The organism is Nocardioides campestrisoli, assembly GCF_013624435.2.
GTDB lineage: Bacteria > Actinomycetota > Actinomycetes > Propionibacteriales > Nocardioidaceae > Nocardioides > Nocardioides campestrisoli.
In genome coordinates, this window is record NZ_CP061768.1 from 2,980,278 (window position 1) to 2,994,878 (window position 14,601).

Consider the following 14,601-nt stretch of genomic DNA (forward strand, 5'->3'; position numbering starts at 1 on the left):
TGCGCCCCCTTGGTCTTGCACCCGGCAGGCGTTCCGTCAGCCGCCGTCCTCGGTGAGGGTCGTGGCCGGGAGCCAGTCGGCTCCGAGGAGCTCGGCGAGCTCTGCGAGGCCGCTGGTGTCGCTGCCGACGGTGTCGGAGGCCGCGGCGATCCGCTCGACCATCACCTTGCCCACCTGCTCCTCCACGGTGCCCTCGGCGTAGGCGATGTGCCACGGCGAGACCTGGTGGTCACGGTGGGTGCGGCCGGTCACCTGTCGTCCGGCGATGCCGGAGAAGCGGGCCTGGTGGAAGACCCCGACGCGGGGCTCGGTGCTGGCCTGCCGGCCGTCGGCGAGGGTCTCTCCGGCGTGCAGGCTGATCGAGGCGACGGTGGTGAAGACGCAGACCTTCGCCTCTCCGGTCTGGAACCTCAGCCGTTCGGCCTCGGGGTCGAACCGGTCGCGGCCGTAGATCGTGGCGACCTCGATGCCCGAGTCACGCAGCCGGTCGGCGATCGGGTCGGCGGCGGTCGCGACGAACTCCACCGAGCACGCCACCTGCCGCTCGGCCTGGACCTGCTGCGCGATCCAGGCGACCGTCGGGTCGACCCGGATCAGCCCGGCCTTCTGCCGGAACCGCAGCAGCGCGGCCCGGCCCTTGGCGACGTTGCGGCCGCGGCGGGCGATCTCCATCTCCCGGCAGAACTCGCCCCACTCGGCCTCGTACGCCGTCCGCTCGGCCGGGGTGAGGGCCACCGGCATCCCGGAGATCGGCACCGGCCCCCACGGCGCGGCTCGGTGCAGCATCGCCTGTGGCCGGACGTCGGTGAGCCAGCCACGGACCAGCGTGAGATCCGCGGCGCGTCGCGCCGGGTCGGTCGTCCAGGTGGCGCCGTAGCGGCCGTGCTCCACGCCGACGCCGTGGCGTTCGAGTGCCTCGGCGAAGGTGGCGCCGGGCTGGGCCGCGGAGGTCCACTGCTTCATCGGCTCGCCGAGCACCTGGGCGTAGGCCGGGGCCAGGTAGGGCAGCTCGAGCGGGGTGTGCCCAGGCGTCGCCGTGGTGGCGATGACGAACGGCGCCTTGTCGTGGGCCTTGCCGTGCCCCGAGATCCGCGCCCACAGCTTCCAGCGCTTGGTCGTCGTCCGCCGCAGCGCGTGCGCCTCGTCGGCGATGATCACGTCCCAGGTGTGGTCCGTGACCTTGTCGAGCCGGTCCCAGGTGATCACCACCCAGTCCAGGCCGCCGTCGCCGAGCGCGGTGATCGTGCGGCACCAGTGGCCGATCGTGATCGCGGCAGGGCGGTCGGCGACCACCAGCACCCGACGCGCGCCCCGGAGGTCGCCCACCGCGGTGGCGCCGAGGACGGCCGAGATCGTCTTGCCCACCCCCGGCTCGTCGGCCAGCAGGAAGAGCCGGCCGCCCGCCGCCGCGTGGTCGGCGATCGTGTCGGCCGCCTCGAACTGGAGCCGGCGCGGCTCCAGCGCCCCCGTCGGCTCGGGGTTGGGCGCCGGGTCGTCGGGGTTGAGGGTGTTCTCCAGGAACCGCCCCAGCGTGTAGGGGCCAGGGGCGTACGGCGCGAGGTGCGCGGGCAGCGCCCGTCCGACGTACAGGTGCATCTTGACCGCCGGGTGCCACGTGGCGCCTTCGACCTGCGTGCCGTAGGGGACGTCGAGCACCCAGAGCCGCTCCCCCGGCCCGGCGGTCGGCAGCGGTCGCTGCGCCGACCGCGTCCCGCTACGGCGTGCGGAACTGCGCCGGCGGGTGCTGGGTCGACGGGTGCTGGGTCGACGGGTGCTGGCCACCCGAGGACGCTACCCGCACCCGAGGCCCTACGGCTCCCAGGGCACGTCGACGATGCCGATGAACCGGCTGCCGACGCCCGGGTACTCCGCACGCACCGCCCCCGGGTGCGGTGGCGGCAGCTCCGAGGGCAGGTGGTGCTCACAGGCGAGATGCGTGAACGTCGGCCACCACTTCTTCGGACGGGCCTGCTCGGTGAACCCGCACACGCTGCACTCCAGCTCGACCCACACCGCCTTCTTGCCGGTCCGGTTGGCGCGCGACTGGACGAGCCACGCCGGCGGGTTCTCCTCGATCTCACGCAGCTGGGCTTCGGTGAGCTTGGGAGGCAGGCCGTGGCGGGTGGCCATCTCGGTGGGGATGTCCAGGCGTTGGGCGGCCTCGCGACGGGTGATCATCGCGCTCCACGATAGTCAGAAGAGCACAGGCACGGTCGGAGGGAGGCACGCGAGCGACGTTCCTCACGGGTCACGGAGGAGCTGCCACATCGCACCTCCGAGAGCCGCCACCAGCCAGGAGTCGAGGAGCGCCCGCTCGCGGAAACCTCGTGCTGCGCCTTGGGTGGTCGTGGTGGACATCGTGCTGAGGACGCCGGCAAGCGACGAGCTCCGAGCACTGGCGTCGGCGCTGAGCTCCTGGCAGCAAGACGGCGGACCGATCCAGCTGCACCCCGGCGATCTCGGCTGGTTCTCCATGCGTGGGCCCGACGCCACAGCGCGAGCGCTCCGCGCCTGGTTCAGCGGCGGCAAGCTCCTGGGCCTGGGACTGCTCGAGCTCGCGGAGCGAGGTCGCTCGCTGGCGGCCCTCGATCCAGATGGCCGCGTGGTCGCCGTCGCGGGCGTGTGATCGGCAGGACGCGGCCGTCCCGGGCTGATCGAGCCCATGGGCACCCACCGCGACCATCGCGGACAGGGATACGGCGCTGCCATCTGCGAGGCCGCTGCCTCCGCCTTGCGCCAGATGGGTTCGTCCAGGGTCGTGGTGTCGCCGCGTCCTCCAACGTCGCGGCCGTGGCCACGTACATCTCGGCCGGTTTCACCCCGTGCCCGCCGGTGGCGGACCTGCGTCGACTGCTGTGAACGCCAGTCACGCAGCTCGATCTCGAGGAGATTTCTCTCCGGGTGATGCTAGAGCTACCGGTTCTTCTCGGCCCGTCGCCGCTTGAACCAGTCGACGAGGGCGAAGACGCCGCGACCGATTCCGAGGGAGTGCCCACCCATCCAGCTCTCGCGAGCGACGTGCATGGGTGCATCTCGGTCAGGTGACGGATTCCGGTCGCCAGGGATCCGTTTGGGGGTGATGGCCATGAAGCATGGTCACACGGAACCGCGTGCCCGCGCGATGCTCAGCACCGGCCGACTGCCTGGGACGAGACGTGTCCATCGCTCTGGTCCAGGGAGCGGCTGGGGAGGCCGTCAACACGGAGTCTGGGCGTACCGCGTCGGCGACGAGAAGTTCGAGTCTGAAGGGCACGAGTGGATCGGCAGGGTGCTGGAAGAGGTATGAGTGTGCTCAAAGTCCGTCGCCCTGGTGAGCTGGATGCCCTAGCCTCCCGAGATGTCCTTCTCCGTGTTCGTCGGGGCCCCGGGCCACGGCCAGGCCCTCGTCGACGACCAGGCCCCTCAGCTGGCCGACGTACGTCGCTACGGGCAGCACCTCGTGCGTCGGTTCGTGTCCGTCGCGCGAGCCGCCGACCAGCCCACCTTCCGGAGCCTGCTCACCGACCACCTGGGGCCGAGCGTGCACGACCTCCCGGTGACCTTGGAGCGGTGGCCTGCCTACGAGCAGGTCAACGTCCAGGGAGCACTGGACGTCGTGCTGGGCGAGCACGAGGCTGACGCCCGGGTCGTCGGGGTCTCCGGTCACCGCCACCACGGCCCCTTCGGGATCGCGGACCTGCTGGGGAACGAACCCCACTTCGGGGGCCCCCGGCCCGGAAATGTCACCAGGACGGCGCTGCCCAGCGGCCCCGGCGGTGAGACACGCGAGTGCCTGAGCACCGCGGTCATCCTGCTCGGCGCCGGCGAGGACCGGATGGCGCTCCTGCTCCGCGGACCCGACCCGGAGAGCGGCCTCGCCGAGGTGACCCTGGAGATCATCGCCGTGCGCGCCGAGGTCGCCCAGGAGCTCGGGCTACGGCTGCGCCGGCTCGCGCTCGAGCGCAACGTCTATCGCGGGCACGTGGTCTCGTTCGGGCGGGACATGTTCGGCGAGAGGGCCTCGGCGCTGCGCTTCCGGGAGCGCCCGAGGATGGCGCGCGAGGAGCTGATCCTGCCCGCGGCCACCTTCGAGGACCTGCGCCGCCAGGTCGTCGGCGTGGCCCGGAACCGGGAGCGGCTCCGGGCGGCCGGGCAGCACCTCAAGCGAGGCATGCTGCTCTACGGACCGCCCGGGGTCGGCAAGACGCACTCGGTGCGCTACCTGATCAGCGAGCTGGTGGACACCACGGTCGTCGAGCTGACGGGCGAGACCCTGCACGGGATCCGGGAGGCGTGCTCGGTGGCCCGCGCCCTCCAGCCCGCGATGATCGTGGTCGAGGACGTGGACCTGATCGCGGAGGAGCGCAGCCACTACGGCGGCGAGACGCCGTTGCTGTTCACCCTGCTCAACGAGATGGACGGTCTCGACGAGGACGCCGACGTGGTCTTCCTGCTGACCACGAACCGGGCGGACCTGCTCGAGCCGGCCCTCGCCTCGCGGCCGGGCCGGGTCGACCAGGCGGTCCACGTGGAGCTGCCGGATCGGGAGTCCCGGCGCCGGCTCGTCGAGCTCTACCGCGGAGGTCTCGACGTCGACCTGGGCCGGATGGACGACGTCCTCGACCGCACCGACGGAGTCACCGCGTCCTTCCTCAAGGAGCTGCTGCGTCGCGCGGCCGTGGTGGCCGCCGACCGGGACGATCAGGACGCCGGCACGTCGCTGCAGGTCACGGCCGACGACCTGGACGCCGCGCTCGACGACCTGCTGGACACGCGCAACCAGATGACCCGCGCGGTGCTCGGCTACCGGGACCCGGAGGCCTGAGGTCTCGCGCCGCGCCTCAGTCGAGGGAGAGCACCGTCTTCGCCCGGGCGTGGCCACTGCCGACGTGCGCGACGGCGGCCGCGGCGTCCTCGAGCGGGAACACCCGGTCGATCACCGGCCTGATCCGTCCGGTGTCGATGAGTCCGGCGAGGGTCTGAAGGTCCGTGGTGCGCTGTTTGCCCATCACCGGCACCAGCCGCTGGTGGAGCAGCGGCGACCAGAGCAGCGCCCGTGCCTGCCGGTCGAACCCCTGGAGGAGCCGGCCCTCCCCCGCCTCGCCACCGATCAGGAGCAGCACGCCGCGCGGGGTCAGGGCACGACGGAGCCGGGTGAGCCTCCGGTTGCCGGCGGTGTCGATGACCACGTCGTACGCCGGGGCCGCGGAGGTCGGTGCGGTGGGGTCGGTGACGGTGTAGTCGACGACCTCGTCGGCTCCCAGCGAGCGGACGAAGTCGGCCTTGCCGGCGCTGCACACCCCGGTGACGTGAGCGCCCTCGGCCTTGGCAAGCTGCACGGCGAAGGCGCCCACGCCCCCGCCGGCCCCGAGGACCATGACCCGCCGCCCTTCGAGGTCGCCGGCCTTGCGCGCGGCTGCGAGGGCCGTCTGCCCGGAGATGGGCACCGCCGCTGCCTCCTGGAAGGACAGGGTGGCAGGCATCGGGGCCACCTGATCGGCCTTGGCCACCGCATGCTCGGCGAAGCTGCCCCGGCCGGTGCCGAAGACCGCGTCGCCCACGGCCAGGTCGCGGACCCGGGAGCCGACGGCGGTCACGACTCCGGCCAGGTCCAGTCCGGGGACGGGCTGCCGCGGCCGACGCAGGCCGAAGCCGAGCCGGACGCCGTACGGAAGCCCGGTGACCACGTGCCAGACACCAGGGTCGACCCCGGCGGCCCGCACCCGGACCAGGACCTCGTCGTCCCGCGGTGCTGGGACGGGCACGGACCCCACCCTCAGCGCCTCGGGCGGGCCGTAGCCGTCCTGGACGATGGCTCGCATCATGCTTCCTCCTCGGTGCCGGGGTGGTCGAAGACGTCGGTCAGCGGGACACCGAAGACGGCAGCGATCTGGAAGGCCAGCTCGAGCGAGGGCGAGTAGCGGCCCTGCTCGATGGCGATGACGGTCTGGCGGGTCACGCCGATCCGGCGGGCCAGCTCGGCCTGGGTCAGGTCGCCGTGGGCGGCCCGCAGGGCGCGGATCGAGTTCGTGACCCGGGTGGGCCTCACCATGCGTGGAAACCCCGGCGGTAGGCGACGATCTTGGCGGCCGAGGACACCACGGCGGAGAGCGTGAAGCCGAGGAAGATGACGTTCGCGATCCAGAAGGGCTCCCACTCCGCCAGGGCCATCGCCAGCGCGGCGACGGCGCCGAGGATCACGAACGACTGGCCGACGTACTCCCCGGCGCGGTGGATCTCCACGTCCCGCCGGTCCTTGCGGGCCCGCGTGTCGACCCCGATGCCCACGATCATGTTGAGGACGATCTGCAGGAGGATCGCGCCCCCCACGCTCCACAGCAGTGCCGCCGCGTAGGGGACGGTCGCGGCCGAGCCCTCGGCCAGCTGCGGCCCCACCCGACCCAGGTAGAGCGCGTAGGCGGCGAGCGCCACCACCACCGTGATCCAGGCCCGCTTCTCCTCGTACGCCATCCGTCCCCCTCCGATGCGTCGGCGTCGTGTCAAAGATCTTTGACACCTTCAGCGTAGGGAGCGCTTCAGGTGATGTCAAAGATTCTTTACTCTTGTGGTTGAGGCATGGCAGCCGTCGCCGGCGCTACGGTCGAGTGCCATGGACACCCAGCCCTGGCTCGCCGCAACACTCCCCGTTCTCGACCTCGCCACCACCTCGGTCGAGGCGGTACGCCGGGCAGCGGTCGCCGCTGGCGCCACGGGCCCGGTGGTCGACGCGCCGCTGGACCCGGAGCGGGTCGCGGGCGCCTTCGGCAGCGACAAGCTCTTCCAGGTCCACGGCAGGTCGTTCGACGGGTTCGCACCGCTCTCGGGATTCTTCCCCTTCGCCGACGGGTGGGTGCGCACGCACGCCAACTATCCGCACCACGCCGCTCGCCTGCTCACCCTTCTCGGTCTCGGGTCGAGTGCCGGCCGGGATGACGCGGCGGCTGCTCTCGGCGAGCGCCCGGGGCAGGAGCTGGAGGACGCCGCCGCGGCCGCGGGAGCGCTGGTCGTCCGGGTCCGTTCCGAGGAGGAGTGGCGGACCAGCGAGCCCGGCCGGCGTGCCGCGGAGGGCCCGCTCGTGGCGACCCGCGTCAGGCAGGACGCCCGGCACGCCACGCTCGCCGGTGGCGCACGCCCGCTCGCCGGCGTCAGAGTGCTCGACCTGACCCGGGTGCTCGCCGGTCCGGTCTGCACCCGGGCCCTGGCGCTTCTCGGTGCGGACGTGCTGCGGATCGACCCGCCGCACCTGCCGGAGATCGAGTGGCAGCACCTCGACACCGGCCAGGGGAAGCGGTCGGCGCTGCTCGACCTCTGCCATGACCTGCCGGCCGCCCAGGAGCTGCTGGACGGGGCCGACGTGCTGGTGACCGGCTACCGGCCGGGGGCGATCGAGGCGTTCGGCCTCGAGGTGCCGCCCGGGGCCGTCCACGCCCGCGTCAACGCCTGGGGCGACTCGGGCCCATGGGCGGCGCGGCGTGGCTTCGACTCACTCGTGCAGGCGGCGTCGGGGATCGCGCTGGTGGAGGGCACGGACGGTCGCCCGGGCGCGCTGCCCGCCCAGGCCCTGGACCACGCGACCGGGTACCTCCTGGCCGCGGCGATCATCGACGCGCTCGCCGGACGCGCCGGGGACGGCAACGGACGCGACGTCTCCGCCTCGCTGGCGCGGACCGCGTCGTGGCTGCTCGACGCGCCGGGTCGTACGCCGGACCACCCGGCGCCCGCCGTACCGGCCTCGACCATCACTCACGACGCGATGACGACGGCTCGACCCGCTGTCCCGGGCTTCGACGACTACCCCGCCCCGGCGCGGCCCTGGGGACGGGACCTCCCCGCTTGGTGACGTCCACAGCGCGCGGCGACGGACACGTTCCCTGGGGCGCTGCCACCGGTAGGTTCACCAGATGCCTGACGACCAGCACCGACACCCCGACGTCTCCGAGGTCGAGCTCGTCGGCGGGGTGGAGAAGCGCGAGATCGTGCTCCACCCGTACGACGCCACGTGGCCGGCGACCTTCGACGAGCACCGAGCCCGGATCCGGGAGGCCGTCGCAGAGCACGTCGTACGGGTGGAGCACGTCGGCTCCACCTCGGTGCCGGGCCTGGCCGCCAAGCCGATCATCGACATCCTCCTGGTGGTGCCCGACATCACGGCCGAGGAGGACTACCTCGACCAGCTGCTCGCTTCCGGCTACCAACTGCGGGCCCGGGAGCCGGGCCACCGACTGGTGCGGACCCCCGCACGGGACGTGCACGTGCACATCCTGGAGGTCGGGCATCCCGACATCGACGACTACCTCGTGCTGCGCGGCCGCCTGCGCGCGGATGACGCCGACCGAGCTCTCTACGAGCGGACGAAGCGGTCGCTGGCCGAGCGGGACTGGCCGGACATGAACGCCTATGCCGACGCCAAGACCCAGGTGATCACCGAGATCCTGTCCCGGGGACGCTAGCCAGCGATCACGACCAGGGAGACCACGTTCTCACCTTCGCGCAGCACCACGACCTGTGAGTCACTGAGCGGCCAGCACGCGCCCAGCGATCCAGCTCAGGTCGGCCGCGGTCCGAGCCGGCGAAGCCGAGGGCTGCATCACGTGGCTGAGCACCACCCGCACGATCACCTCGATGCCCGTGGCCAGCCGCACCGGGTCCAGCGCGACGTCGTACTCGGCGACACGCTCGGCCACTACCGTCTGCGCAGTCTGGAGCAAGGTCGCGGAGTGCGTGGTGAGCAGCGGCAGCAGCTCGGTGTCGGTGCCGTGGGTCGCGGAGACGATGGCGCGCAGCAGTGCGTTGTCCTGGGCCAGCACCAGCACGTCGTGGCAGGCGCCCTCCACGGCGGCGACCAGGTCGTCGGGCGAGCGGTCGAAGGCGCGGGTGACGGCGTCGAGGAAGCGGGTCAGCTCGGCCGAGATCACCGCCTCGGCGAGCTCCTGCTTGGTGCCGACCTGGTCATAGACGGTCTGGCGGCTCACCCCCACCTCGCGGGCGAGCCGGGCCATCGTCACGTGCGACCAGCCGTGGGCTGTGGTCAGCTCGACCGCGCTCGCCACCAGGCGCTGCCGGAGCGTCGGTGCTGCCGTCGGGGAGGTCACCCGGGTGAGTCTAGGAACCGCGCATGAAAACGCCTGGGGACCGGCGCGCCGCTCGACACCGCCTCCGCCGGGTCCACCGGCACGAAGTCGACCTTGTCCCGGACCCCACAGTCCGGGCAGCTCCAGCCGGCGGGCACGTCGGCCCAGGCCGTGCCGGCCGCAAAGCCCTCGTGCTCGTCGCCGGCCGCCACCTCGTAGGTGTAGCCGCACCCGGGGCAGCGTGCGGCCAGCACCTCGGCGCCCTGCTTGCCGTCGCCGCTCCACGCGAGGTCGGCGCCCGGGCGAGCACTGGTCGGGCGAACCTCCGGCACGGCGTAGCGGCGTAGGTAGGCGTCGCGGCGCCGAGGGCTCAGGTTTGCCCGGGTCACGTCGCCGTCGAAGTGGGCCAGCACCCGGGGGTCCATCACCCGTCGCCACACCGGCGGGAACGCGGCCAGCAGGATCATCCCGGCATATCCGGTGGGCAGCACCGGCGACTCCGCGAAGTCACGCAGCGAATGGGAGCGCCGGGTCGGGTTGGCGTGGTGGTCGCTGTGCCGCTGCAGGTGGTAGAGCAGCACGTTGGTGGCGATGTTGTTGGAGTTCCAGCTGTGGCTCGGGTCGACGCGCTCGTAGCGCTCCCGCTCCCCCACGCCGACCTTCTGCCGCAGCATCCCGTAGTGCTCCATGTAGTTGACGACCTCGAGCAGGCTCAGCCCCACCAAGGCCTGGAGCACCAGGTAGGGCAGCACGCCTGGCCCGAGCCAGAGCATCAGGGCGCCCCACAGCACCGCGGTCATCAGCCAGGCGTTCAGCACGTCGTTGCCGAGCCGCCACGGGTGCTGGCTGCGACGCGCGTAGCGGCGCTTCTCCAGCCGCCACGCCGAGCGCAGCGAGCCCAGCACCGTCCGCGGCCAGAACTCGTAGAAGCTCTCCCCCAGCCGACTGCTCGCCGGGTCCTCAGGTGTCGCCACCCGGACGTGGTGGCCACGGTTGTGCTCGATGTAGAAGTGGCCGTAAGCGACCTGGGCCAGTGCGATCTTGGAGAGCCAGCGCTCGTGCGACTCCTTCTTGTGGCCCAGCTCGTGGGCAGTGTTGATGCCGATCCCGCCGATGCAGCCGATCGAGATGCTCAGGGCGACCTTGTCGACCGGCCCGAGCTCAGGCGTCCAGCCCAAGGGGTCCCCGCGCATCACCAGGTACATCGCGCCGACGAAGCCGACGTACTGCAGGGGCAGGAAGAGGTAGGTGATCCAGCGGTAGTAGCGGTCGGCCTCCAGCGCCTCGATGACGTCGTCGGGCGGGTTGGCGCGATCGAGCCCGACCACCAGGTCGATGGTGGGCACGATCACCAGGATCACGATCGGTCCCAGCCACAGCCACACACCCCAGCCGGTCAGTCCGTACATCCCGTAGCCGAGGAAGGCCAGCGACGGCACGACGAGCCCGATCAGCCAGAGCCGACGCTTGCGGTCACGCCAACCGGTGGTGGACTCGGGCGAGACGGTGCTGTGGGGGATCCGGTCCGGGGCCATCGAATCTCCTGTGCGCAGCCGAGGTTTGACAAAAAGATAGGGTTTGTCAACCGATGTGGCAAGGGTCACAGCGTTGCCAAGCCGACCTCAGACTGCCAGCGTGCTGGTCATGCTGAGACTCGGAGCGGTCGTGCTGCAGGTGTCCGCCATCGAACGCGCTGGCGCGTTCTGGTCCGAGGCGCTCGCCTTCGACCGGGCCCCGTGGGATCCCGCGTTCATCGTGCCGCAGGACACGGCGCCGGGCACTTGGCACCACGCTCAGCACCTGTACGCCACGGCGTCGCCGTCGAAGCTCCACAAAAACGGCCCCTCGACGATCGCCGCCTCACCGTCCCACGTCAGGTCGGCGGTGCCGTAGGCGAACGGTGTGTCCCCGTCGTCGGTCTTGTACTCCCCCACCCGACGGGCGAGACCCGTCGTCCCGCGGAGCAGGTAGACGGCACCGCCCCCGGACATGAACCAGGCGTGCTCCGCCGCCACGACCCGACAACCCTGCGGCGAAGCGGCGGGGTGCAGAGAGTAGGTGGTGAACACGGCGGCCGAGGCGGTGCTGAGCAGTCCCGCGCCCAGCCCCAGCACGGTGACGAGCAAGGTCCCCCGCGGGGCGCTCGGGGCGTCCCTGCGACGAGCGAGGCGGCGGGTCACCAGGGCGGCGACGGCCAGGAGCACCGCCAGCCCCGAGAGCGGGATGACGACCCCCTGCACGACCAGGAGGAACCCGAACTGAGGCAGCAGGAGGCACCCCAGACTGCAGCACGCGAGGACGAGCTCCCGCGATCTCCACGATCGGTCCTGGTCGGCGCGTGTCTCGGTCTCCCCCATGACGGGAGCATTCCATGCGCACGCCCGGCCGGCTCCTGTCACGGGCGACGATGGGACGGCCTGCCTGGGGACGGCGGTCCGGCGACGGCGTTCACTCCGACGGGCTCGCGCGCGAGAGCCGCACCTCCTCGATGTCGAGCCGTGCCTGCACCCGGCGCAGCACGATGTCGTCGATCCGCCGCTCGTCGCGCAGCGCCAGCAGCGCCTCCCGGCGCCGCGCGAGAAGGGCGAGCGACAGGCTCGTGTGCTGGTCGTCGTGCCGCACCAGCGGGTGGCCCTCGGCCCCGGCGGCGCCGAGCAGCCGGCGCTGGACGTCGAGCTCGCGGCGTACCCGCTCGACCACCTTCTCGGCGGTGCCGAGCTCGAGGGCGGTGGCCTCGAGGGCCTCGATCGCCGCGTCGAGGGTGGAGACCTCCGCGAGCTGGATCTCCTCGGCGACCGAGTCGTCGCGAGGCAGGCGCGCGAACCGCACCACCGACGGGAGCAGCAGCGACTGCAGCAGGGTCAGCACGATCACGCCGCAGGCGACGACCACGATCAGGTCGCGCTCGGGGAACGGCGCGCCCGACTCCAACGTGCGCGGCACCGCGAGCACCGCTGCCAACGAGACCGCGCCGCGGAAGCCCGCGACAGCGGTGACCGTCCGCTGGCGTGCCCCGACCCGCCGGGCGCGCTGCGCGGGCCGGCGGTCGACGAGTCGGACGACGTACGGCGTGGTGTAGGTCCACACCCACCGCACGCCGATCACCACAGCGGCCACCACGACCGTGTAGACCAGGGCTTCGCGCACCGACGTGCTGGAGAGGCTGCGGAACGCCGACTGCGCCGAGAGCCCGATCAGCACGAACAGCGAGCTGCTCAGCACCGTGGTGGAGAGCGTCCAGAACGGCTCGACGAGGTGCCGGGTGGCCGCGTTCGTGATCCGGGGAGCTACCTGGCTCATGAACAGTCCGCACGCCACGACGGCCAGCACCCCGGACGCGCCGATCGCCTCGGCCGCGAGGAACGCGGCGAACGGGGTGACCAGCATCGTGATGCCCTCGAGCATCGGGTCGTCGAGCCAGCGACGGACCCGCCAGCTGAGCAGGCCGACCAGGCCACCGGCGAGGACGCCCCCGCAGTAGGAGAGCACCAGCAGCCAGGTGACGTGCCACCCGGCCAGGGTCTCCTCGCCGACGGTGACACCGACCGCCAACCCGTAGAGGACCAGCGCGGTGCCGTCGTTGACCAGGCTCTCCGCGCGCAGCACCGTGACCGTACGACGGGGCAGGTCGCGCGCCAGGACCCCGACCGCGGTCGCGTCCGTCGGCGCCAGCGCCGCGCCGAGCACCCACGCCGGACCCCACGCCATCCCGAGGGCGTGCGCCGCCCAGGCCACCGCGGCGGCGGTGGCCAGCACCAGCGCGGTGCTGGACAGGATGACGACGCGCAGGTTGCTGCGGATCTCGCGCAGCGAGGTGGTCAGACTCTCCCAGTAGAGCAACGCGGGCAGGAAGAGCAGCAGGACGGCCTCGGGCGGCAGGTGCGCCTCCCGCAGCCGCGGCACGAACCCCACGAGCACGCCGACGAGCACCAGCAGCACGGCCGGGGCGATCGGGTAGCGGCGCGCCAGCGAGCCGCACGCCACGAGGGCGACTCCCAGCACCACGACCATCTCGAGTCCGAGCACGTGTTCATCGTGACCGTCTCGGGGCGACTCGACCAGCCTCGGACGAAAGCTGCTCGGGAACGGTCGGACCGCCCCCGTCTGCACCGGGCGCCGCATCGCTCGGGATGCGGCGCGCGGCGCTTGATGCGGCTCAACCCAGCAGGGTGCGAAGGGTTCTGCAGACTGTCGCCTCGACGGCGTCAGTCCAGGGAGGTGTCGACCCAGCCGACGAACCGGCTGCCGATGCCCGGGACCTCCTCACGCTGCTCGCCGGGGAGCGGACTCGGCAGGTCGGAAGGCTGATGGTGGTCACAGCTGACGTAGGTGAACGTCGGCCACCACTTCTTCGGCCGAGCCTTCTCAGCAAAGCCGCAGACATCGCACACCAGATCGACCCAGACGGGCTTCTTGCCGGTCCGGTTGGCACGGGACTGGACCAGCCAGGGTGGTGGGCTGTCCTCGAGCTCGCGCAGCTGGGCTTCGGTGAGCGTCGCGGGCAGACCGTGCCGGGCAGCCATCTGCAAGGGGATGTCAAGACGTTGGGCAGCGTCGCGGCGAGTGATCATCGCGTCAACGATAGACAGCGTCGAGCAGTCGTCCGTCAGCGAGCAGTGTCAGTCCGCACGCTGGCCGTGGCGTCCCGGTCGGCGGCTCCCTCAGCGCTGGACAGCATCAGCGAACGCCTCGACCACTGCGGGGCCGTCCACCGCCGTGACCACGTCCACGACGGACCCAGCCTGCGAGTGCCCCACCCGAAGCAGCCGTCGGTCCACGACCGCCATGCGAGATCTCGTGACCTCGAAGAGCTCAGGGTGGGTCAGGAACACCAGGGCGCCTGCGTCACCGAGCATGTGGCCGCGCCGGACGTCGAGCAGCTCACCGGCGAGCCGAGCCGCAGGGGCTGGTGCGTCCTGCAGCCGCGCGACGAGTCCCGGCGAGACTGCGACCGTCTCGAACAGATCAATCGGGTACACCGTGATAGGAAGGCCGGCTTCGAGCACGGCGGCTGCGGCAGCTGGATCCTGGCCCACGTTGAACTCCGGCTCGTGCTCCACGACCAGCTCGCCACCGACCAGCACGATCCGTTCGACGCCCCGGCGAGAGGCGTATCGGGCGACGTTCGTCAGCGGAGCGCAGGCGGCCACCGTGATCGGTCGATCGGATGTCAGCGCCTCGAACAGCCCCATCACATCCGGGTCCGGCTCCCGCGCCCGGCTGGCCGGTCTCGGGTTCACACCCCCCAATCCGTCAGGGCCGTGATTCGTCGGCCCGATGCGGGGGCCGCGCCCCTCGGTCGAAGCGGCCGCGCCGGCCGCCACCGGCACTGAGGCCCTGCCGACCGCCGCCAGGACAGTCGCGGCGTTGCGAGCGCCTACGTGGACGGGCACGTTCCCGACAACGGCTGATACCCCGGCTACGTCGAGGCGTGCCGTCGCCGTCGCGTACAGGATCGCCAAGGCATCGTCGATCCCGGTGTCGACATCGAGAAGAACCCTGGTCGGCCGTGCCATCCAGCTAGCCTCGCAGCCAGACCGAGGATCCCCGA

16 protein-coding genes are annotated in these 14,601 nt (G+C 72.0%); 5 read left to right on the top strand and 11 right to left on the bottom strand.

Features of this window, described 5'->3' with window-relative positions:
* Window positions 1-36: 36 nt before the first annotated feature.
* A complete protein-coding gene (locus tag H8838_RS13955; RefSeq protein WP_224766140.1) occupies window positions 37-1,782 on the bottom strand; it encodes a DEAD/DEAH box helicase in 1,746 nt (581 codons plus the stop codon).
* Between the two features lie 27 nt (window positions 1,783-1,809).
* Window positions 1,810-2,178, bottom strand: a complete 369-nt coding sequence (locus tag H8838_RS13960; RefSeq protein WP_181312298.1) for a DUF5997 family protein — start codon at window positions 2,176-2,178, stop codon at window positions 1,810-1,812.
* A gap of 172 nt (window positions 2,179-2,350) precedes the next feature.
* Here H8838_RS13960 and H8838_RS20010 point away from each other — a divergent pair, with 172 nt between their 5' ends.
* The 3 genes from H8838_RS20010 to H8838_RS13970 all read left to right on the top strand — a co-directional run bounded on the left by H8838_RS20010 (window position 2,351) and on the right by H8838_RS13970 (window position 4,804).
* A complete protein-coding gene (locus H8838_RS20010; protein WP_224766141.1) occupies window positions 2,351-2,626 on the top strand; it encodes a hypothetical protein in 276 nt (91 codons plus the stop codon).
* A 36-nt stretch (window positions 2,627-2,662) separates the two neighbouring features.
* Window positions 2,663-2,905 (top strand): hypothetical protein, encoded by a 243-nt coding sequence (locus H8838_RS20350; protein WP_397180827.1) that lies wholly within the window; start codon window positions 2,663-2,665, stop codon window positions 2,903-2,905.
* 432 nt (window positions 2,906-3,337) lie between these two features.
* A complete protein-coding gene (locus H8838_RS13970; RefSeq protein WP_181312297.1) occupies window positions 3,338-4,804 on the top strand; it encodes an AAA family ATPase in 1,467 nt (488 codons plus the stop codon).
* 16 nt (window positions 4,805-4,820) lie between these two features.
* On the opposite strand, the gene H8838_RS13975 is transcribed toward H8838_RS13970, so the two are convergent.
* Genes H8838_RS13975 through H8838_RS13985 form a run of 3 tightly spaced genes read right to left on the bottom strand, consistent with a single transcriptional unit; the run spans window position 4,821 to window position 6,450 of the window.
* The gene (locus tag H8838_RS13975) at window positions 4,821-5,804 is read right to left on the bottom strand and encodes an NAD(P)-dependent alcohol dehydrogenase (RefSeq protein WP_224766142.1); all 984 of its coding nucleotides are present in this window, start codon (window positions 5,802-5,804) and stop codon (window positions 4,821-4,823) included.
* Window positions 5,801-6,031: a helix-turn-helix transcriptional regulator gene (locus H8838_RS13980; RefSeq protein ID WP_181312296.1), complete on the bottom strand. Its 231-nt coding sequence runs from the start codon at window positions 6,029-6,031 to the stop codon at window positions 5,801-5,803. The genes H8838_RS13975 and H8838_RS13980 overlap by 4 nt, the downstream gene beginning before the upstream one ends.
* On the bottom strand, window positions 6,025-6,450 hold the full coding sequence (locus H8838_RS13985; RefSeq protein WP_181312295.1) for a hypothetical protein: 426 nt from the start codon (window positions 6,448-6,450) through the stop codon (window positions 6,025-6,027). Before H8838_RS13985 ends, H8838_RS13980 begins: the two co-directional genes overlap by 7 nt.
* Window positions 6,451-6,589: 139 nt before the next feature.
* Between H8838_RS13985 and H8838_RS13990 the strand changes: the two genes are divergently transcribed.
* Together H8838_RS13990 and H8838_RS13995 are read left to right on the top strand one after the other, a co-directional pair.
* Window positions 6,590-7,819, top strand: coding sequence for a CoA transferase (locus tag H8838_RS13990; RefSeq protein WP_185995705.1), 1,230 nt, complete (start codon window positions 6,590-6,592; stop codon window positions 7,817-7,819).
* A gap of 61 nt (window positions 7,820-7,880) precedes the next feature.
* Complete coding sequence (locus tag H8838_RS13995; RefSeq protein ID WP_185995704.1) at window positions 7,881-8,429, top strand: GrpB family protein; 549 nt, start codon at window positions 7,881-7,883, stop codon at window positions 8,427-8,429.
* Between the two features lie 60 nt (window positions 8,430-8,489).
* On the opposite strand, the gene H8838_RS14000 is transcribed toward H8838_RS13995, so the two are convergent.
* The 6 genes from H8838_RS14000 to H8838_RS14025 all read right to left on the bottom strand — a co-directional run bounded on the left by H8838_RS14000 (window position 8,490) and on the right by H8838_RS14025 (window position 14,566).
* Window positions 8,490-9,071: a TetR family transcriptional regulator gene (locus H8838_RS14000; protein WP_185995703.1), complete on the bottom strand. Its 582-nt coding sequence runs from the start codon at window positions 9,069-9,071 to the stop codon at window positions 8,490-8,492.
* Window positions 9,068-10,585 carry a fatty acid desaturase gene (locus H8838_RS20275; RefSeq protein WP_185995702.1) on the bottom strand — a complete coding sequence of 506 codons (1,518 nt, stop codon included), beginning with the start codon at window positions 10,583-10,585 and terminating at the stop codon, window positions 9,068-9,070. The genes H8838_RS14000 and H8838_RS20275 overlap by 4 nt, the downstream gene beginning before the upstream one ends.
* 258 nt (window positions 10,586-10,843) lie before the next feature.
* Complete coding sequence (locus H8838_RS14010; RefSeq protein WP_185995701.1) at window positions 10,844-11,290, bottom strand: hypothetical protein; 447 nt, start codon at window positions 11,288-11,290, stop codon at window positions 10,844-10,846.
* Between the two features lie 208 nt (window positions 11,291-11,498).
* A complete protein-coding gene (locus H8838_RS14015; protein WP_185995700.1) occupies window positions 11,499-13,076 on the bottom strand; it encodes a Na+/H+ antiporter in 1,578 nt (525 codons plus the stop codon).
* A 179-nt stretch (window positions 13,077-13,255) separates the two neighbouring features.
* The gene (locus tag H8838_RS14020) at window positions 13,256-13,621 is read right to left on the bottom strand and encodes a hypothetical protein (RefSeq protein ID WP_181312288.1); all 366 of its coding nucleotides are present in this window, start codon (window positions 13,619-13,621) and stop codon (window positions 13,256-13,258) included.
* A 90-nt stretch (window positions 13,622-13,711) separates the two neighbouring features.
* Entirely contained in the window at window positions 13,712-14,566 is an 855-nt protein-coding gene (locus H8838_RS14025) for a nucleoside hydrolase (RefSeq protein ID WP_185995699.1), read from the bottom strand.
* Window positions 14,567-14,601 lie beyond the last annotated feature (35 nt).